Annotated in this window: 18 protein-coding genes; 4 read left to right on the top strand and 14 right to left on the bottom strand. The window is 61.4% G+C overall.

The window, feature by feature from the left end; translation table 11 throughout:
• The gene (locus ACZ5SR_RS02500; protein WP_464450007.1) at positions 1 to 936 is read left to right on the top strand and encodes a LysR family transcriptional regulator; all 936 of its coding nucleotides are present in this window, start codon (positions 1 to 3) and stop codon (positions 934 to 936) included.
• Between the two features lie 33 nt (positions 937 to 969).
• Positions 970 to 2,142, top strand: a complete 1,173-nt coding sequence (tgt, locus tag ACZ5SR_RS02495) for a tRNA guanosine(34) transglycosylase Tgt (RefSeq protein ID WP_464450006.1) — start codon at positions 970 to 972, stop codon at positions 2,140 to 2,142.
• On the opposite strand, the gene ACZ5SR_RS02490 is transcribed toward tgt, so the two are convergent.
• The 13 genes from ACZ5SR_RS02490 to ACZ5SR_RS02430 form a co-directional block, all read right to left on the bottom strand.
• Positions 2,143 to 3,393 (bottom strand): FIST signal transduction protein, encoded by a 1,251-nt coding sequence (locus ACZ5SR_RS02490; RefSeq protein ID WP_464450005.1) that lies wholly within the window; start codon positions 3,391 to 3,393, stop codon positions 2,143 to 2,145.
• Between the two features lie 7 nt (positions 3,394 to 3,400).
• The gene (locus ACZ5SR_RS02485; protein WP_464450004.1) at positions 3,401 to 4,198 is read right to left on the bottom strand and encodes a PhaM family polyhydroxyalkanoate granule multifunctional regulatory protein; all 798 of its coding nucleotides are present in this window, start codon (positions 4,196 to 4,198) and stop codon (positions 3,401 to 3,403) included.
• A 108-nt stretch (positions 4,199 to 4,306) separates the two neighbouring features.
• Positions 4,307 to 5,176 (bottom strand): TauD/TfdA dioxygenase family protein, encoded by an 870-nt coding sequence (locus ACZ5SR_RS02480; RefSeq protein WP_464450003.1) that lies wholly within the window; start codon positions 5,174 to 5,176, stop codon positions 4,307 to 4,309.
• 22 nt (positions 5,177 to 5,198) lie between these two features.
• Positions 5,199 to 5,726 carry a hypothetical protein gene (locus tag ACZ5SR_RS02475; RefSeq protein ID WP_464450002.1) on the bottom strand — a complete coding sequence of 176 codons (528 nt, stop codon included), beginning with the start codon at positions 5,724 to 5,726 and terminating at the stop codon, positions 5,199 to 5,201.
• Positions 5,710 to 6,945 carry a hypothetical protein gene (locus ACZ5SR_RS02470; protein ID WP_464450001.1) on the bottom strand — a complete coding sequence of 412 codons (1,236 nt, stop codon included), beginning with the start codon at positions 6,943 to 6,945 and terminating at the stop codon, positions 5,710 to 5,712. The genes ACZ5SR_RS02475 and ACZ5SR_RS02470 overlap by 17 nt, the downstream gene beginning before the upstream one ends.
• Positions 6,946 to 7,034: 89 nt before the next feature.
• Positions 7,035 to 9,164, bottom strand: a complete 2,130-nt coding sequence (locus ACZ5SR_RS02465; RefSeq protein ID WP_464450000.1) for a TonB-dependent receptor family protein — start codon at positions 9,162 to 9,164, stop codon at positions 7,035 to 7,037.
• Positions 9,165 to 9,260: 96 nt separating this feature from the next.
• Positions 9,261 to 9,623, bottom strand: a complete 363-nt coding sequence (locus ACZ5SR_RS02460) for a DUF2946 family protein (protein WP_464451138.1) — start codon at positions 9,621 to 9,623, stop codon at positions 9,261 to 9,263.
• A gap of 42 nt (positions 9,624 to 9,665) precedes the next feature.
• On the bottom strand, positions 9,666 to 10,145 hold the full coding sequence (locus tag ACZ5SR_RS02455; RefSeq protein WP_464449998.1) for a copper chaperone PCu(A)C: 480 nt from the start codon (positions 10,143 to 10,145) through the stop codon (positions 9,666 to 9,668).
• A 134-nt stretch (positions 10,146 to 10,279) separates the two neighbouring features.
• A complete protein-coding gene (locus tag ACZ5SR_RS02450) occupies positions 10,280 to 10,696 on the bottom strand; it encodes a DUF2946 domain-containing protein (protein ID WP_464451137.1) in 417 nt (138 codons plus the stop codon).
• Positions 10,697 to 10,735: 39 nt separating this feature from the next.
• Positions 10,736 to 11,836 (bottom strand): VWA domain-containing protein, encoded by a 1,101-nt coding sequence (locus ACZ5SR_RS02445; RefSeq protein ID WP_464449996.1) that lies wholly within the window; start codon positions 11,834 to 11,836, stop codon positions 10,736 to 10,738.
• Complete coding sequence (locus ACZ5SR_RS02440) at positions 11,829 to 12,902, bottom strand: DUF58 domain-containing protein (RefSeq protein ID WP_464449995.1); 1,074 nt, start codon at positions 12,900 to 12,902, stop codon at positions 11,829 to 11,831. The genes ACZ5SR_RS02445 and ACZ5SR_RS02440 overlap by 8 nt, the downstream gene beginning before the upstream one ends.
• Positions 12,871 to 13,920, bottom strand: a complete 1,050-nt coding sequence (locus ACZ5SR_RS02435) for an AAA family ATPase (protein WP_464449994.1) — start codon at positions 13,918 to 13,920, stop codon at positions 12,871 to 12,873. Before ACZ5SR_RS02435 ends, ACZ5SR_RS02440 begins: the two co-directional genes overlap by 32 nt.
• Positions 13,921 to 13,955: 35 nt before the next feature.
• On the bottom strand, positions 13,956 to 14,876 hold the full coding sequence (locus ACZ5SR_RS02430; protein ID WP_464449993.1) for a S1C family serine protease: 921 nt from the start codon (positions 14,874 to 14,876) through the stop codon (positions 13,956 to 13,958).
• Between the two features lie 55 nt (positions 14,877 to 14,931).
• Between ACZ5SR_RS02430 and ACZ5SR_RS02425 the strand changes: the two genes are divergently transcribed.
• Positions 14,932 to 16,005 carry a VWA domain-containing protein gene (locus ACZ5SR_RS02425; protein WP_464449992.1) on the top strand — a complete coding sequence of 358 codons (1,074 nt, stop codon included), beginning with the start codon at positions 14,932 to 14,934 and terminating at the stop codon, positions 16,003 to 16,005.
• A 32-nt stretch (positions 16,006 to 16,037) separates the two neighbouring features.
• Here the strand turns inward: ACZ5SR_RS02425 and ACZ5SR_RS02420 are convergent, their stop codons facing one another.
• Entirely contained in the window at positions 16,038 to 16,460 is a 423-nt protein-coding gene (locus ACZ5SR_RS02420) for a BLUF domain-containing protein (protein WP_464449991.1), read from the bottom strand.
• Positions 16,461 to 16,591: 131 nt separating this feature from the next.
• Between ACZ5SR_RS02420 and ACZ5SR_RS02415 the strand changes: the two genes are divergently transcribed.
• Positions 16,592 to 17,242 carry a glutathione S-transferase gene (locus tag ACZ5SR_RS02415; RefSeq protein ID WP_464449990.1) on the top strand — a complete coding sequence of 217 codons (651 nt, stop codon included), beginning with the start codon at positions 16,592 to 16,594 and terminating at the stop codon, positions 17,240 to 17,242.
• Positions 17,243 to 17,346 lie beyond the last annotated feature (104 nt).

Raw genomic sequence — 17,346 nt, 5'->3', positions numbered from 1 at the left:
ATGGACCTTGCCCGCCTCGACCTGAACCTGCTGCTGGTGTTTCACCACCTGCTGCGCGAAAAACGCGTGTCCAACGTGGCCACCGCGCTGGGCATGAGCCAGCCCGCCGTCAGCAGTGCATTGGGTCGCCTGCGCACCAGCTTGGGCGACGCGCTGTTTTTACGCACGCAAGGCGGCATGGTGCCCACGCCTTATGCCCTCCAACTGGCCGAACCCGTGGCGACCGCGCTGGATGGCCTGCAGCAAGCGCTCCAAGTGCGCGCCTCCTTTGACCCGGCCACCAGCGAGCGCCGTTTCACCCTGGCCATGACAGATGTGGGCGAAATGTATTTCCTGCCCGTGCTGATGGACGCGCTGGCCCAAAGCGCCCCGAGCGTCACGCTGAACGTGGTCGCAGTGACCAGTGCCAGCTTGGGCGAAGACATGGCCACGGGCCGCACCGACTTGGCGCTGGGCCTGCTGCCGCAACTGCAAGCGGGCTTTTTCCAGCAAGCGCTGTTTCGCCAGCCCTATGTGTGCCTGATGCGCGAGGGCCACCCGTTGGCCCTGTCTGAAGAATTGACCTTGCCCGACTTCGCCGCCGCAAGCCATGTGCGCGTGATCGCCGCAGGCACGGGCCATGGACGGGTCGATGAAGCGCTGGAGCGCCAAGGCCTGCAACGCCTCATTCGCCTGACGGTGCCGCACTATGTGGCTTTGGGCGATGTGCTGGGCCACTCTGACTTGATTGCCACGGTGCCCGAACGCTTCGCGCAACGCGTCACCCGCCCGTTTGCCCTGACCACCCGCGCCCTGCCCTTGGCGGTGGACGGCAGCGTGATCCACCAGTTCTGGCACGCCCGCCTGCACAAAGACCCCGGGCACCAGTGGCTGCGCGAACAAGTCGCCCAACTCTTTGGTGACGGCAACAAGTCTGCGGACGAGCAAACGGTGTAAAGCGCCGAGGGCGGGCCTCCTACAATCCTTGCCATGCTCCAATTCGACCTGCTCAAAACCGACCCCTCCAGCCATGCACGCCGCGGCACACTGACCCTGAACCATGGCGTGGTGCAAACACCGATCTTCATGCCCGTGGGGACTTACGGCACCGTCAAGGGCGTGATGCCGCGCAGCTTGCACGAGATGGGCGCGCAGATCATTTTGGGTAACACTTTTCACCTGTGGATGCGCCCGGGGCTGGACATCATGAAAGGATTTGGCGGCCTGCACCAGTTTGAAAAATGGGACAAACCGATCCTGACCGACTCGGGCGGTTTTCAGGTCTGGTCGCTGGGCGACATGCGCAAGATCACCGAAGAGGGCGTGACTTTTGCCAGCCCGGTGAACGGCGACAAGCTCTTCATGTCGCCCGAAGTCAGCATGCAGATCCAGACCATCCTGAACTCGGACATCGTGATGCAGCTCGACGAGTGCACGCCTTACGAGACCAAAGGCCACCTGACCACCGAGGCAGAAGCGCGCAAGTCGATGGAAATGAGCCGCCGCTGGGCTGTGCGCTCCAAAGACGAATTTGCGCGATTAGAAAACCCCAACGCGCTGTTTGGCATCGTGCAAGGCGGCATGTTCGAGAACCTGCGCCAGGAATCACTGGACGCGCTGGTGGAGATGGACTTCCCCGGCTACGCGGTCGGCGGCGTGAGCGTGGGTGAGCCCAAAGACCTGATGCTGCAGATCATGGCGCACACGCCACACCGCCTGCCCGCGAACAAGCCGCGCTACCTGATGGGCGTGGGAACGCCCGAGGATTTGGTGCAAGGTGTGGCCGATGGCGTGGACATGTTCGACTGCGTGATGCCCACCCGCAACGCCCGCAACGGCACGGTGTTCACCCGCTTTGGCGACCTGAAGCTGCGCAACGCCCGCCACAAAAACGACCCGCAGCCGCTGGACACCAGCTGCACCTGCCATGCCTGTGCGGGAACGTCCGGCGTTTCTTGGGACCAAGGTGGCCGAGACGGTTTCAGCCGTGCTTACATGCACCACCTGGACCGCTGCGGCGAAATGCTCGGCCCCATGCTGACCACCATCCACAACCTGCACTACTACCTGAACCTGATGCGCGAGGTGCGCGAGTCGCTGGACGCGGGGCAGTTTGCGCAGTTCAGGGCGCAGTTCAAAAGCGAACGCGCACGCGGGGTTTGATCAATCGGTCGTGAACACCGTGAGCACCCCGGTGTAGCCATACAGCTGCTTGCGGCCGATTTCGCCAGCGGCAAAAAAACCCACCAGCGGCACATCGCCCAGGGCGTGGCGGATGATTTGCAGCTCGGCGCTGGGGCCGCCAAAGTGGGGGCCGCCACGGCCGGTGCAGCTAACGTACACCGCGCCGGCGATGCGCTTGCCGGGCTGCGGCGCGGTGGGCACCGGGTCGTCGCTCAGGGCGTTGATGGCCTCGATGGACAGGGTTTCGGGCTCCAACTCTTCGCGGATTTCGGCGCACACGCGCACCAGATCGGCGCGGGCGGCCTGCACGTCGCGGCGCACAAAGCTCAGGCGCATGCCGGGTTGCAAGTGCTCGGCAATCGCCACACCTTGGCGCAAAGGGTCCAGGCCAATGATGTGGCGCACCCGCACATCGCAGCCCAAATGGCCGGTACGGCCCACGCCTAATTGCCCAGCGGGGCTCAGGCCTACCAAGGTCGAGCGCACCACCGCAATGGCTTTTTGCGGCTCGCTCAGGCTGATGTCCAGATCGGCCAGCATCACGTCCAGGGCGGGCTCGCCACCCAGCTTGAGCAGGACATGCCCCTCCGCCTCGGTGACCTCGCGCTCGACTGACACGGGCTGGCAACCCTGCGTGACCCGCGACAGCAAACCCACCGCCGCAGAAAACGCCACCCCGCTCAAACCGCCTTGCAGCACACCGCTCCCGGCCAAGTCCTCATCACCCACACGGCCCGCTTGCGCAGAAAACTGCACCGAGCGCGTGCGGCTGGCCGTCAGGCCGCCAAACAAATAGCTTTGTTGTGTGCGCTCAGCCACCTCGTCGATCAACTCGGCCAAATCGGGCGTGTGCGGGTCGGCGTGCACCAAGGCGGTGTCGGCCCAGCCCGCCGGCAAGGGCGACACCCCAGAAAACAGCCGGTAATCTTCGGGCGGCACATCGCACAGCATCACCGCCATGGCGGGCTCGTCAAAATACTCGGCCCCATTGACCGCCAGGCCAATACCGACCGTGCCCGCCCAATCGCTCACCCCCGGCAACTCCTGCCGCAAGTGATCCAACACGGCCTGCGCATCCTCGGCATAGTGGTCGGTGATGTAGAGCAGCGCCAGCCGGGGCGCAGCGGCATAGCCGGGCAAACCCATTTGCGCACGCAACTGCGCCAGCACCAAGCCAGCGGCCATCTGCCACTGCGGGTGGGTGGCGTGGCCACAGGGAAACAACTTCATGGGCAGATCACTTGGAAGAAATTTTGCGCGGTGCAGACTTGGCCTTGACCACTGTCTTGCCCGCCTCTTTGGCGGGTGCTTTGCGTGCAGACTTTGCAGGGGCTTTGGCCGAAGCCTTAGCCGCATGGGACTTTGGGGCCACCGCTTTGGCGGGGGCTTTCTTGGCCGACACACCTGCTTTCATGGCATCGGCGGCCACGTCTTTCAGGGCCGCAGCCGCAATGCCCTGAAACTGCTGCGTGAGTGCGCCCCACCACTGCATCGGGTCCACGGCAGGCTTGGCCTCGGACGCGGCTTGTGTTGTGTCTTGAGCGGCGTCGGCGGCGCTGGGCGGTTGGGACTGCGCAGGCTCGGGGGCTGTGGGCGAGGCAGCAGGCTTGGGCGTGAACAGAGAAGGCTTGGGGGCAGCGGGTGTTGCTTCTGGCGCTGCCGAAGAAGGTGGAGAAGACGAAGCGCTCGCATCGGATGGGGCGCTTGGCGGCTTGGCCGTAAAGGCTTTGGCCAAGTCAGCCATGTTCACGTTCATGCTTTGCAGCGTCGTCAAAGTCATTTTTTGCACCTCCATCGCCTGGATGGTGGCCTTGAGCGCCGTGGTGTTTTGTTCCAGCCAGAACAGCACCGACTTGAGCTCCTGAATGCGCTTGTCGATGTCTTCGATGCTCAAGGTAGGCGCTACCCAACTGGCCATCCCCGGCATGCCTGCAGCCGCAGCGGGCTGGGCTTGTGCGGCGGTTTTCGACAGGTTTTGCAAAAAGTCAAAACCAGGGACGAATTGACCAAAGCCGAAGGCGGATGTGTCGCTCATGGCAGCTCCTTAAAAAAGTGTTCTGCAAAGCTTACCTGAAGACGCTTTCAAATACCCCGTGCGAAAAGATGCGCGACTCATCCACCCCAGGCTTTTACCGCCTAAGACTCAGAAAGTGCGGTCGGCCGTGAACGTAACCCGGTGCAGTTTGCGGTGCTGCGGATAAAAGTCGGCCACGGCGTAGTGCTGGGTCGAACGGTTGTCCCACACGGCCAATGAGTGGTCCTGCCAGCGAAATCGGGCTTGCACTTCGGGTGCCGTGATCAGCCCAAACAACTGCGCCAGCAATGCGTCGCTTTGCGGGCGTGGCAAACCATGGATGTGGGTGGTGAAAGTAGGGTTGACGTACAAAATCTTTTTGCCCGTGATGGGGTGCACGCGCACCACGGGGTGCGTCACGGGCGGGTACTTGGCGCGAGCAGCCTGCAGCTGCTCGCCCGTGGCATCTTGGCGCAGCAGGTATTCGGTCCAGCCGGTAACCTCCCAGGTGTGCATGGCGCTGAGCGTTTCCAGATAGGCTTTGAAGTCGGCAGGCAAGCCTTCGTACGCGGTGGTCATGCTGGCCCAGACGGTGTCGCCACCGCTGGCCGGAATGACTTGCGCATACAAGCTGGTGCCGATGGGTGGATTGGCCTGCCAGGTGATGTCGGAATGCCAATTGTTGTTGGCAGCAGGGCGCTCGGCGGTGCTTTCCACAATTTCAATCTCGGGCTGGCTCTCCACACGGGGAAAGAAGGCTTTGACTTCATTGACTTGGCCAAAACTGCGGGTGAACGCCACCTGCTGAGCAGGAGTGAGCACTTGATCCCGAAAAAAGATCACCTCGTACTGGGCCAAGGCCGCTCTCAGCTCGGTTTGAGCCAACTCGCTCAATGGCTGCGACAAGTCCAAACCATGCAGCGTGGCCCCGATATTGGGGGTGTAGGGTTCGGCTACAAAGGTTTGGAAGGACGCAGAGGAATGGCTCGATAAGGTCATCCTTCAATCATGCCAGAGCACTTCAAGCAGGTGCCAACCATCGCTTGAGCATCACGGGCGTTGGTGGCCCAATCACCCTCTGAGTCTGGCCTTTGGCGTCCACCAGAACCACATAAGGCGTGACGTTGGGCCAGGCCGGATCGACCGCCTGACGGATGGCGGGCTCAAACCCCTCAAAGGCATACATCTGGGTCATGCCCTTGAAATGCGCTGCATGGCGCAAAGCCTGTGGGCCCGCCACGTCCATCATGACGGCATTCAGCTCAGGCTTGTCTTTGCGTTGTTGGACCGCCTTGTGCAGCACCGCAAAAGCAGCAGGGCAAGTGCTGCAGTAAGAGGTAGTGAACAAATACGCCGCAGGACGTGGGCCATGATGCAAAGCATGCGCCCAGGTTTTTTCATCGAAAGGCAAGACCGTGCGCTGGGTCGAAGCTTTGGATTGGCCCTGAGGGTGTGCGTGCTGGTGTGTTTGCGCCCAAACCGCCGAGGCACTCAGGCTGAGTGCAGCGCTAAAGATGGCCAGAGCCGTGTTTTTAAAAACGGATGTCATGAACTTGCGTCTCCTGTGTGTTGCGCCAAACCACCACCATGCGCGCGCCACTTTGGGCCAGGCGCGGGTGGTCGTTGTAACCCGTGGCTTGGCCCAGGGTTTTAAGGGTGAAGTTCTGACCGCCATCGGTCGACAGCCAGGCCTTGAGTGTGGTCTGCGCCCCTTCGCTGCTGCGCCAGACCACGGCCACGTTTTGCCCATCGGCCATCACATCGGCATGCTCGGCGCGCGCATCGGGCAACACGCGCACAGTCTCGGTCAGCGGCTCACCTTGCGTATTGAGGCGGGCATAGCGCACAGCAGCTTGGTCTTGACCATTCACTTTGCGGATGCCAAACCAGACGGTGTGATAGCCCGAAGTACCTGCGTTGAGTGCCAAACCGGGGCCGTGGTGCGGGCAGGCGTTGATCTGCCAGTCGTCATGTGTGCTGCGCGTTATGCGGTTGGCAGGTGCGCCCACACTGGCAAAGGCATGGTCGCGCGTGCTGTTGTCAAACACATGCCGCCAGGTCGCTTGCAGCTGCCCCTTTGGGTTGCGTGCCAGCCCGATGCGGCAGCACTCGCACGAGTGGTCGGCCACTTTGGTGTCGGGGCCAAAAGTCTGACCACCGTCCTTGGATTCGTTACGGTAAATGGCGGCACCCGCATATTTTTGTGCCGAGCCTTTGGGTGGTTGGTCGCGCTTGTCTACCCACAGCGTGTGCAACACACCTTGCCCATCAAAGGCCACCGAATCGAAACGGTGGGTGATTTCCTGCCGATCCTGATGCACCGTGAAGGGCGCACTGAATGTTTGCCCGCCATCGCTGCTGCGCAGCATGCGAATGAAGCCTGTGTAGGGTTTGGCCAACGGCATGGTGTAACTGATCACCGCCCAGCCTTGGGGGCCAAACACTATTTTTGGGCGGCTCTCGCCATCGGCCGCAATCGGGTCGGCTCCGGTGTTCAAGATGCGTGCCTCGCTCCACTGCACAGCGTCGCCCAAAGGCGTGCTTTGCACAAAGAGTTGCGCTTGCGCATTCAAACCCACCACCCACAAACGGCCGTCGGGTGCAATGGCTGCGCCCGTGGCCAGTTGCGGACGCTGGTGGCGGTGCTGTGAAGTCGCAGCAGGTTTGCTGGCATCCTTGGCAGCAACTTGCGCCCCAGCCTGCGGCACCATCAACAACCAAGTCATCACCAGGCCCCACACGGCACACCAACGGTTCAATAATTTCATGGGCTTCTCTCAGAAAGTCGGGAGATTGAATTAAAGGCTGGCGAAGTCATATTTACTTTTTAACAAATCATCGCCAGCCAGACTTCACGTCAACGTTGACCAAAAGATTTGGTCAGGCCCAACATGACGCTGCGTGGCGCACCTGCGGCGTAGGTGTTTTGTGTGTTGGGTGTGTAAGCGCCGCTTTTGTAGTTGCTGGACGCGTTGTCCGAATACAGCTTGTCGGTCAGGTTGCGCACTTGACCCCAAACCTCCCAGCCATCGCCCAACTTGTGGCTGGCCGTCAGGTTGAGCAGCGTGTGACCCGCGTAACGCACCGTGTTGGCGTTGTTCATCCAGTAGCTGCCTTGCTTGACCAGCCCCAAAGCCACGCGCGAAGTCGGTGTGAATTTCCAACCGACTTGGGCCGTGATGGTGTGGTTGGGGGCCTGCGGCATGTCTTTGCCCGAATAGTCTTCGACAGCACCCACTTTGTCGCTCACCCGGTAAGACACAAAGGTGTGTTCGGCCCAGGTCGCACCGACGCGCCAGTCCCATTCACGCAGGTCCTGATTCAAGCTCAACTCCAAGCCCCGGCTGCGCGTGTTGCCTGCGTTCTTGTTGAAGCTGTTGCCAATGTCCGAGGTGTAAGACACGATGGTGTCCTTGCCGCTGAGTTGGTACAGCGCAGAGTCCAAACGGATGTCAGAGGCCAACAAGGCGCGCCAGCCCACTTCCACGTTGTCGTAAGTGGCCGAATTCAATTCGGGAATGGCGGTCTTGCCGTACAGCTGGCTGACTTCGGGCGGTGTGAAGCCCATGCTCAGGTTGCTGTACAGGCTGCTGCTGGGGCTGATCGCGTAGGTAGCGCCCAGCTTGGGGCTGAACTTGGCAAAACTGCGCACCTCGTTGGCAGCGCCGAAGTTGGCACCCGGGGTCAGGTTATTTTTGAAGTCGTAGCGGATGCTGTCGTAACGTCCACTGGCGACGAGACGAATTTGCTCGGTGGGACTGAATTCCAATTGTGCAAAAGCAGCATCGTTCGCAATACCCGCACCGTAGTTGCGCACACCACTGGGGTTGGCAACGCTGTTCAAGGTGTAGCTCATGTAACGGCCGGTGGGCACATCGCGCACGATGGCCAGGTTGTCCGACACGTAATCGTTTTGGCTGCGGTCAATGTAAACACCCGTGACCAAACGGGCACGCAGCCAGTCCAGTTTTTGCTCGTGCTTCACGTCCAAGCCCAGAGACTCCACATGGTTGTTGTTCAAGGTGCCTTTGCAGCTTGCGCCCGAGCACCCCGAGATGGTGTAGTTGGGCAACTGGCCGTGGTCGTTGTTGCGGGCGAACAGCGTCACAGAGGTCAAGCCGCCTTGGGTGGTCTCACCCTCCCACGCCAAATTAGCACGGGTGGTTTTGTCTTTGCGCCAGGTAAAAGTGTTGATGCTTTTGCTCGGGTTGGTTCGGAAGTCGTTTTCAAACAAACTGCCGGGCGTGTCCGAGTCCAAGTTGGTGTGCACCAGCGAAGCGCGCAACCAGGACTTGTCGCTCAGGTTGTAGTCGCCACGCAGTGTGAAAGAGTCTTTTTTGCCACCGCTGTATTGCTGCCAGTTGTGGGTATCGCGCTGCGAGCTGTAGTGCGAAAACCGCAAACCCAGATCACCCCAGGTGTTGCTGGCGCCCGAGTCCACTCGGGTAAAACCGTCGGTGCTGTCGTGGCGAATGCCCACATAGCCGGTGGGCGTGCGTGAAGGTCGTTGCGTCAAAAAGTTGACCGCGCCACCCACAGCGTTGCTGCCGTACAAAGAAGATGCAGCGCCCTTGACCACCTCGACACCGCCCGAGCCGTTCATGTTGTTTTCGTTCAGGGCGTTGTGGTTGAACACGCCCAATGGACGGATCGGGATGCCGTCTTCCAGGTACTGGTAGACCGCGTTGGTGCTGATGGGCTGGCGAATGGCCATGCTGTGCTGCTCGTTACCCAGATCGTTCCAGTGCACGCCGGGAATGCGGTTGATGATCTCGCCCACCGACTTGGGCTTGTCGGCGTCCCACTGAGCACGGCTGACCGCACCAATGGACACAGGGGTTTCGGACAGTTTGGTTTCTGAGCGAGAACCCGACACCACGATGGTGTCCAGCGCTGTTGAAGTTTTGGCCACAGCGTGACCACTCAGGCTGGAGAACAGGCCGAAGATGGCCAAAGACAAAGGAGAAAGAGAAAGGGTGTTTTTCATGGCAAGTTTCAAATCGATCAATCACCGCCAGCACACAGGGCTGCAGTGACAACAAGCGCCGAACACCTGGCGGTGTTCAGTCTGGTTCAACAAGGATCAATTCGAAACAGGTGGCCCGCGAGAGGGCAAAGGCGGGGCCGTGCGTGCGGTCAGCACGGCCTCGGGCAAACGCTGCACGATGTGCGAGCGGGCATCAGGCACATGGGCCAGAGCGGCCACCGTGGGCGGCGGCAGAGCGGGCGTGGCGTGGGCGCACAGCGGGCAGTCCATGCTGCTGCGCACCTGGGCGTCACCACCCTCGCCTTGCACCACCACTTTCATAAGACCCATGCTGGAGCACACCACCTCCATGGTTTTGGGCTGCAGCGTGGCAGCTAATACCGACACCCCCACAAACAGCACGTACCAGACCAACACAAGGCGGGCCAGGCGGCGCAACTTTGTCGTGGTAGAGGTCATGTTTGTGCTCATGGGCTGGTCAGTGGCTGACGCTCAGGCCGATCAGTGCTTGTGCATCTGGCCTGCGCCATGGTTCATGGCCGGTGCAGCGGCCGTGCGGGCGGGCACTTTCAATTCGACCGATTGGCGCTTGCCATCTTTGCCTTCCACCACCAGGATCACGGGCACGGTGTCACCGTCTTTGACTTGGCCTTTCAGGTCCATCAGCATGACGTGGTAACCGCCGGGCTTGAGTTCAACCGCTTTGCCTGCAGGCAAGGCCAAACTGGGTACTGCGCGCATTTTCATGACGCCGCCGTCCATGGCCATCTCGTGCACCTCGACCACACCGGCCACGGGCGACTGGGCCGACAGCAGTTTGGCGTCTTGCGCCGATTGCAGTTGCATGAAGGCGCCGGTGGCTTTTTGCTGGGGCACAGTGGCGCGCACCCAGGCGTCTTTCACAGTGACCTGCGCTTGCGCGGCCAAGGACACGGTCATGGCCAGAAAAAGGGCAGACACAGACAAAGTGGGACGGAACATGGATCACTCCTGGTGGTTATCGAAAGATGAAGGGGCACAAACAGTACGCTCGGCAAACCCCACCAATCGGGGCGCACAGGCACTGGGGGATGCCGAAACCGACTCAGCCTCCCTGCGTTTCAGGGGGTGGTGTTTCAGGCGAAAAAGATGGGGGGTGCGCGGGCTTGCCAGGGCTGACCCAGCAAACTGGCCAGCCGAGCGGCTGGCAAGGGCTGCAAAACATGGGACAAGCTGCCCGTTGGCAAAGGTGCCAACAGGTCGACCACAGGGGGCGCGATCAGGGGCAAGCAGGCGGGGCAGTCGAGCGCGGTGTGTGATACCACGCCATCCACATCGGCACCTGCAGCGTCCGCCTGCACCAATTTCACGCCGCCAATGGCGCTGCAAACCAGGTGTACGGCTTCCGGTTTGACCAACGGCGAAGCCACCGCCGCCCCCACAAAAAATGCAAACCACACCAGCACGAGGCGGGTGAGGTGATGGGCATTGCGCAGGGTTTGCAGGCTGAACATGACGCGAATTATGGCATCGAAGGTCTGGTAACTGTGCATCACCTTGACAAGAAGGGGGACTGGCCGATCTCCGCAATCTCACACGATCCGGCCGTGTCGCCACCAAGCCCAAGCGCAACCCCAGCTCAGCAGCAGCATGCCCAGCAAAGCGCACAAGGCAGAGACCTCGGTGCGGCGGTGCTTTTTGAGCACGATCTTGCTGCTCAGGGATTTGTAAATCTGAAGCAGGTCTTGGCGGTTGTCCGCGCTGAAGTATTCAGCCTTGGTGATCTCGGCGATTTTTTTCAAGCTGGCTTCATCCAGCTTGACCCGCATTTGCATACCTTGGGCTTTGAGCACCGTGCCTTGCGCCGTGCCCACCCCCACGGTGTAAACGCGCACCCCCAGATCGGCGGCCACTTGGGCCATCTTGACGGCATCAGGCCCCACATTGCTTTGGCCATCGCTGAGCAGCACGATGGCCGCAGCCGTGTTGGAGCCGGGTGGCACTTTGGGCAGGCTGACCGGCTTGCGCGGGGCCGTGCCTGAATTGCCTGCGGTTTCTGGGGGTGCGGGTGTGGCGCCACCCAGGGGTGCCCCGCTTGCGGGCTGGGGGCTGGTCTCGCCCTCAATCAGCCCGCGCACGTCCAGGCCCGAGCCGGGCAGCATGGCATGCAGTGCGATCACGATGCCACTGCCCAAGGCCGAGCCGGGTTGCAGACTCAGCTGCTCAATGGCCTGGATGACCAGGTCGCGTTGGTCGGTGGGTGCCTGCACCAGCGCAGCCGCTCCTGCCACGCTCACCACACCCAATTTGACTTGGCCAGGCTGGCCCAGCACAAAGCTTTTGGCGGCGGCCTGGGCCGCCTCGATGCGGCTGGGTTGCACATCGGTGGCGCGCATGCTGCCCGAGCTGTCGATGGCCAGCATCACGGTGTCGATGCGGCTGGGCAAGAGCAAGATAGCCTGTGGCCTGGCAATCGCCACCAACAAGCCAGCCAAGCCCAACAGCACCAGCATCGCCGGCGCGTGTCGCGTGAAGCGGATGTTGCTTGCACCTGCATTCATGCTGGCCGAGGGCCATGCCCGCTGCACGCCCCGGCGTTGCCAAGCGATGTACAGGCCCAGCCACAGCGGCAAGCTGGCCAGCAGCCACAGCAGGCGCGGCCAGACGAACTGGATCGAGTGCCATTCAGGCATGAACACCTCCAGCTTGAGCGAGCCGCTGCTTACCCAAAGAGGCAGCAGGGCCACCGGTGCTCAACTGGCTGGCGCGTTTGCGCAGTTGTGCAAAACGCAGCAGGGCTTGGTCCATCGCTTCGTCGGTGTTCAGCTCCAGGCAGTCCACACCGGCTTGAGAAAGGCTCTCCAGCAAAGCGGCTTCACGGTCTTGAGCCTGCTGGGCAAACCGCTGGCGGAACGCTGCATCGTTGCCGTCCACCAGCAGTTGCTCGCCCGACTCGGCGTCTTGAACTAGCAGCATGCCGGTGTTGTCGGGCCAGGCCATCTCCAGCGGGTCACGCAGCCGCACCGCCACCACTTCATGACGCCTGGCCAACTGGGCCAGAGGTTTTTCCCACCCGGTGGAGCTGATGAAGTCGGACACCACAAACACCGCCGAGCGGCGCTTGAGCACCGACTGGGCCTGCGCCAGCCATGCCCCCAGTGCGCTGGTCTGCACGGCCTGGGCTTGGTTTGGCGCTTGGCTCGCCTGCAGCATCTGGTGGACGATGTGCAGCAAATGCCGCCTGCCCGAACGGGCGGGTACCACGCTGTGGGCGCGGTCTTGTCCGGTGAACAGCATCAGGCCCACGCGGTTGCCGTGTTGTGACAACAGCTTGGACAACACGGTCACGATGCTGCAGGCCAGATGGCGTTTGCTGGTTGGGCTCGAGCCAAAAGCCACCGAGGCAGACAGGTCCACCACAAACCAAGCGGCGATTTCGCGGTCCTCCTGGTGTTCTCGCACATATGGGGTTTGCATGCGGGCGGTCACGTTCCAGTCGATGTGACGCACGTCGTCGTGCGCCTGGTATTCACGCAGATCGGCCAGCACCAGACCGCTGCCGCGAAACAAGCTGCGGTAGTCGCCTTGCAGCTGGCCATCGAGCCGTTTGAGCACAGTCCATTCCAGCCTTTTCAGCCATTGCGCTGCGTTGGGCCATGACGAGTCTGCGCCGGGCACGCCAGACGCAGAGGCCTGGGCTTGGCCCGTGCCTGCCTCGGCCGTGGCCTCAGTTCGCTTCTTGCGCAGCCAGCTGAACATGGCGGTCCAGGGGTTGACTCGGGGCGGGCACGGCCTGCAGGATTTTCAGGATCAGCGCATCGGCCGTCATGCCTTCGGACAAGGCTTCGTACGACAGCACCAAGCGGTGGCGAAGCACATCGGGCACCAAGTCGATCAGGTCTTGCGGCAGGGCGTAGGGGCGACCGCGCAGAAAGGCCAGCGCCCGAGCGCCTTCGATCAGGGCGATGGTGGCGCGGGGGCTGGCACCAAAAGTCAAATAGGGCGCCAGTTCGGCCAAGCCGCAGCGCACCGGATCGCGCGTGGCCGCCACCAGCTTCACGGCGTACTGCACCAGGGCCGGATCCACATAGCCTTGGCGGCATTGCGCCTGAAGTGCCATGATCTGTGCGGTGTCGGCCACGGCCGCTGCGGTGGCAGGCATGCCGGTCACGCGCTGCACGATCACGAACTCTTCTGCCTCGGTGGGGTAGCCCACCACCACCTTCATCATGAAGCGGTCCACTTGCGCCTCGGGCAGAGGGTAGGTGCCCTCGGTCTCGATCGGGTTTTGCGTGGCCATCACCAAAAAGGGACGGGGCACGGCATGGGTTTCGCCTGCGATCGTGACTTGCCGCTCTTGCATGACTTCGAGCAGGGCGCTTTGCACTTTGGCGGGCGCACGGTTGATTTCGTCGGCCAGCAGCAGGTTGGCAAACACCGGCCCCAGCACGGTGCTGAACTCGCTGGTTTTGAGGTTGAAGATGCGGGTCCCCACTAAGTCGGCAGGCAACAAATCGGGTGTGAACTGGATGCGCTTGAAGCTGCCACTCACGGTTTTTGCCAGCGTGTTCACGGTGAGGGTTTTGGCCAGCCCCGGCACGCCTTCAATCAGCAAATGGCCTTGCGCCAGGATGGCCACCAGAATGCGTTCGAGGAAAGCGTCTTGCCCCACCACCACGCGTTTGACTTCATAGAGCACACGCTCCATCAGCGCGGCGTTGACAGCAGTGCCTTGGGGCGTCTGGCCCTGGTTCCATGCCAATTCAGGGGGGTTCATGCACAAAGCCTTTCAGATCGGGTGGGTCATCAAAATCAAAACGGCGACACGCCCATGCCGCCGCCTGCGCTTTCAATGGTGGCGGCAAACACGATGCCAATGAAGGTGCGGGCCGAGGTGGGGTTGAGGATAGCGGTCACGATGCCCACCACTTCGCCGGCCATGTTGATCAGCGGGCCACCCGAGTTGCCGGGGTTGGCGGCAGCATCGGCCTGGATCAGGCCGCGCATCATGGTTTTGCCCTCAGAGCCGAAAGACCGGTTCAGGCCCGAGACCACGCCGGCCGAGACCGAGGGCCCGATGCCAAAGGGAAAACCGACCGCGACCACTTCATCACCCGGCTGCAGGTTCTGGCTGCTGCCCAGCGTGGCGGGCTGCAAGTCATCGGGCAGGCGCTTGGCCTTGATCACCGCCAGATCGTTTTCAGGTTGCACACCAATCACCAGCGCTTCCGATTCCGTGCCATCGGCAAAAGTGACCTGAATGCGTTTGGCACCTTGCACCACATGCAAGTTGGTCAGGATGACGCCTTCTTCCGAGATCACCACGCCAGAGCCCACGCCGGTGTTTTGCATCTCGCCTTTGGGGTTTTTCTGGTCTTCGTCTTGAGTGTTCACACGCACCACCGAAGGCGCGATCAGCTGCGCAGCGCGTGCGGTCCGCGAAGGCAGTTCCTGGGTGTTCAGGGTGTGCAGCACCGCCGCGTTGATGTCGTCTTGGGTCAACCGCTGGGGTGCGCCCACCTGCCGGGTCAGGGCCCAAGTGAGCGTGGCGCTGAGCAAGGCGCACAGCAGCAAAGCGGCCCAAAGCGGTAGGCGTTGCAAGCGCTGGGTGATGTTGCTGCTGCGGGAAGCCGTGCGCGCTGGATGGGTATCGTCCGCTTTTGCCGGTGCAGGAAGCATTCTGTCAGCCCCTTGTCCAGAGGGCTTTCGGCTGTAGAGCGCGGCGCGTTTCATCGTTGATGGAGCCTTCGGTGATACAGTGGCCAGACTTCATAGCACGCCACACAACATGCACTTTATCTGGCCCGAGCTGCTTTGGCTATTGCTGTTGATCCCCCTGTTGGTGGTGGGGTACATCCGGGCTTTGCGCCGCAAACGCACCGATGTGGTACGTTATTCCAGCCTGGCGCTGATCCGGCCCGCTTTGGGCCCGGGGCACCGAATCCGCAGGCACATTCCCCCCGCTTTGCTGCTGTGCGCCCTGACTCTGGTGCTGCTCGGCACCGCCAGGCCCAGTGCCCGGATCTCTTTGCCTGCCGACTACCTGACCCTGGTGCTGGCCATGGACGTGTCGCGCAGCATGCTGGCCGAAGACGTGCCGCCCAGCCGCATCGTAGCGGCCCAGCAGGCAGCCAAATCCTTTTTGCAAGAACTGCCAGGCCATGTGCGTGTGGCCGTCGTTTCTTTTGCTGGCAATGCGCAACTGGTCCAGGGCGTGACGGACCAAAAAGATGAGTTGCTGGCCGCCATCGATGGTTTTCAACTGCAGCGCGGCACGGCCACCGGCAGTGGCTTGCTAGTGGCCCTGAACACCTTGTTGCCCGAGTCGGCCATTGACTTGGAGTCGGTGTTGTACGGCGCCGAATTCAAATCGGGCAGCTTGGCAGCGCAAAGCGGTGGGCTGTCAGGGAGATCGCTGGACCAGCGCCCTGCCCCCGGGTCCGCAGAGCCATCCAAACCAGTGCCTGTGGGCTCGTACACGGCCGGTGCGGTGATCTTGCTTTCCGATGGGCGCCGCACCACCGGGCCCGATCCGGTCGAAGTGGCCAAGTGGGCAGCTTCCAAGGGGGTGCGTGTGTACACCGTGGCCTTTGGCACGCCCAATGGCTTCATACCCGGTTTGGAGGGCTTTTCTTTCTATGCCAGGGTCGATGAAGAGGCCTTGCAAAAAGTAGCAGAGACCACAGGCGCCGAGTTTTTCAGGGCTACCAACGCCAGTGAACTTGCCAACATTTACCAGCACCTTTCATCCAAGTTCACGCTGGAGCGGCGTGACACCGAAATCAGCGCTTTGCTGGCGGCGCTGGCGGGTGTTTTGGCTTTGCTGGCCATGGGCCTTTCCATGCGCTGGTTTAGACGCTGACCCAGACTTGATCGGTCAATGCCCAGCTCTTTTCAGGCCGTTGCATGGTCATTTTCGGCGGACAAAGACTGGGCGCCCCACTGTGCGCAACGGTCTGCCGCACTGGACATGCCCTTGGCATCCACCGGGAAAAAACCGGGGATGTCGTACTTGTCAAAGTGCGCATAGGACGAAAAGGCCATCGCCCAATCTGAAAACTGCCGATCGGTGATAGGGCCTCGCGACAAAAGCTGCAAGCTGTGGTGCCGCTCATCGCGCTGCAGGCTTTTCCATAAAGCATCGAGCGAGCCCGAAGGGCCCTCGATGCACTGGACAAAGATTTCCTCGGTGTAGAGCAAATGCCCCGTGATGCCCAGGCTCAGGTTGCGCTTGCGGCACTGAACCAGCAAATTGAACAAGTGCAAGCTGCCCAGCTTGTGGGTGGCTTGTGAGCGGTAAACCAGGCGCTCCAACATAAGGGCTCCGAATAATAAGTGGCAATATTTTGGGTGGGTGCCTTGATACGGACCTTACAGGCATATTGGTGACTCTTCGGTTCACCGGCTTGGGCTAATCTTTGCTGATTGCTTAACAACTGGAGAATCCCATGCTCACACTCTGCGGCTTTGCAGCCAGCAATTACCACAACAAAGTCAAATTCGCCCTGCTCGAAAAAGGCGTGCCCTTCGAAGAAGAATTGGCTTGGGTCGGTGCCACCGACGCTGCCGCCAGCCCCTTGGGCAAAGTGCCTTACCTCAAAACCCCCGATGGCGCGATGTGCGAATCGGCCGTGATGCTGGAATACATCGAGCAAAAGTACCCACAAAACCCCTTGATCCCTGCCGATCCTTTTGCTGCTGCCAAAGTCCGCGAATTGGCGCTGTTTTTGGACTTGCACCTGGAGCTGGTCGCTCGCAACCTGTACCCAGAAGCCTTTTTTGGTGGCAAGGTGAGCGACTCGGTGAAAGAAAAAGTGGGCGCGCAACTCGAAAAGAACGTCGCCGCGTTTGCCAAGCTGGCCAAGTTTTCGCCTTTTGTGGCGGGCGACAGCCTGACGCTGGCCGACTGCGCGGCCGTGACCCACCTGCCTTTGATCTCTGGCGTGACCAAAGTCATTTACGGCAAAGACTTTTTGGCAGACCTGCCAGCTCGCGACTACCTGAAGATGATGGGTGAGCGCCCCCACATGCAAAAAGTCAACGCCGACCGCAAAGCCAATATGGATTTGATGATGTCGCGCATGAAAGCCAAAAGCTGAGTCTGTGCGCTTGAGCACTTAAGGCACATCAACCCCGACCCATGGCAAATGCCATGTGGCTCTGGGGTTGACCCACATCAATACCGCGTCACCCCAGACGCATA

Source organism: Limnohabitans sp. TEGF002 (genome assembly GCF_055395845.1).
The sequence above is the reverse complement of the archived record's forward strand: the minus strand, read 5'-3'. Positions and strand labels throughout refer to the sequence as shown.

Excerpts from the sequence above, each read along its gene's own strand:
- ACZ5SR_RS02490 (WP_464450005.1), bottom strand. The coding sequence starts at position 3,393 with ATGAAGTTGTTTCCCTGTGGCCACGCCACCCACCCGCAGTGGCAGATG.
- ACZ5SR_RS02465 (WP_464450000.1), bottom strand. The coding sequence starts at position 9,164 with ATGAAAAACACCCTTTCTCTTTCTCCTTTGTCTTTGGCCATCTTCGGC.
- ACZ5SR_RS02485 (WP_464450004.1), bottom strand. The coding sequence starts at position 4,198 with ATGAGCGACACATCCGCCTTCGGCTTTGGTCAATTCGTCCCTGGTTTT.
- ACZ5SR_RS02450 (WP_464451137.1), bottom strand. The coding sequence starts at position 10,696 with ATGCACAGTTACCAGACCTTCGATGCCATAATTCGCGTCATGTTCAGC.
- ACZ5SR_RS02435 (WP_464449994.1), bottom strand. The coding sequence starts at position 13,920 with ATGAACCCCCCTGAATTGGCATGGAACCAGGGCCAGACGCCCCAAGGC.
- ACZ5SR_RS02420 (WP_464449991.1), bottom strand. The coding sequence starts at position 16,460 with ATGTTGGAGCGCCTGGTTTACCGCTCACAAGCCACCCACAAGCTGGGC.
- tgt (WP_464450006.1), top strand. The coding sequence starts at position 970 with ATGCTCCAATTCGACCTGCTCAAAACCGACCCCTCCAGCCATGCACGC.
- ACZ5SR_RS02415 (WP_464449990.1), top strand. The coding sequence starts at position 16,592 with ATGCTCACACTCTGCGGCTTTGCAGCCAGCAATTACCACAACAAAGTC.
- ACZ5SR_RS02430 (WP_464449993.1), bottom strand. The coding sequence starts at position 14,876 with ATGAAACGCGCCGCGCTCTACAGCCGAAAGCCCTCTGGACAAGGGGCT.
- ACZ5SR_RS02480 (WP_464450003.1), bottom strand. The coding sequence starts at position 5,176 with ATGACCTTATCGAGCCATTCCTCTGCGTCCTTCCAAACCTTTGTAGCC.
- ACZ5SR_RS02500 (WP_464450007.1), top strand. The coding sequence starts at position 1 with ATGGACCTTGCCCGCCTCGACCTGAACCTGCTGCTGGTGTTTCACCAC.
- ACZ5SR_RS02475 (WP_464450002.1), bottom strand. The coding sequence starts at position 5,726 with ATGACATCCGTTTTTAAAAACACGGCTCTGGCCATCTTTAGCGCTGCA.
- ACZ5SR_RS02455 (WP_464449998.1), bottom strand. The coding sequence starts at position 10,145 with ATGTTCCGTCCCACTTTGTCTGTGTCTGCCCTTTTTCTGGCCATGACC.
- ACZ5SR_RS02445 (WP_464449996.1), bottom strand. The coding sequence starts at position 11,836 with ATGCCTGAATGGCACTCGATCCAGTTCGTCTGGCCGCGCCTGCTGTGG.
- ACZ5SR_RS02460 (WP_464451138.1), bottom strand. The coding sequence starts at position 9,623 with ATGACCTCTACCACGACAAAGTTGCGCCGCCTGGCCCGCCTTGTGTTG.
- ACZ5SR_RS02425 (WP_464449992.1), top strand. The coding sequence starts at position 14,932 with ATGCACTTTATCTGGCCCGAGCTGCTTTGGCTATTGCTGTTGATCCCC.
- ACZ5SR_RS02440 (WP_464449995.1), bottom strand. The coding sequence starts at position 12,902 with ATGTTCAGCTGGCTGCGCAAGAAGCGAACTGAGGCCACGGCCGAGGCA.
- ACZ5SR_RS02470 (WP_464450001.1), bottom strand. The coding sequence starts at position 6,945 with ATGAAATTATTGAACCGTTGGTGTGCCGTGTGGGGCCTGGTGATGACT.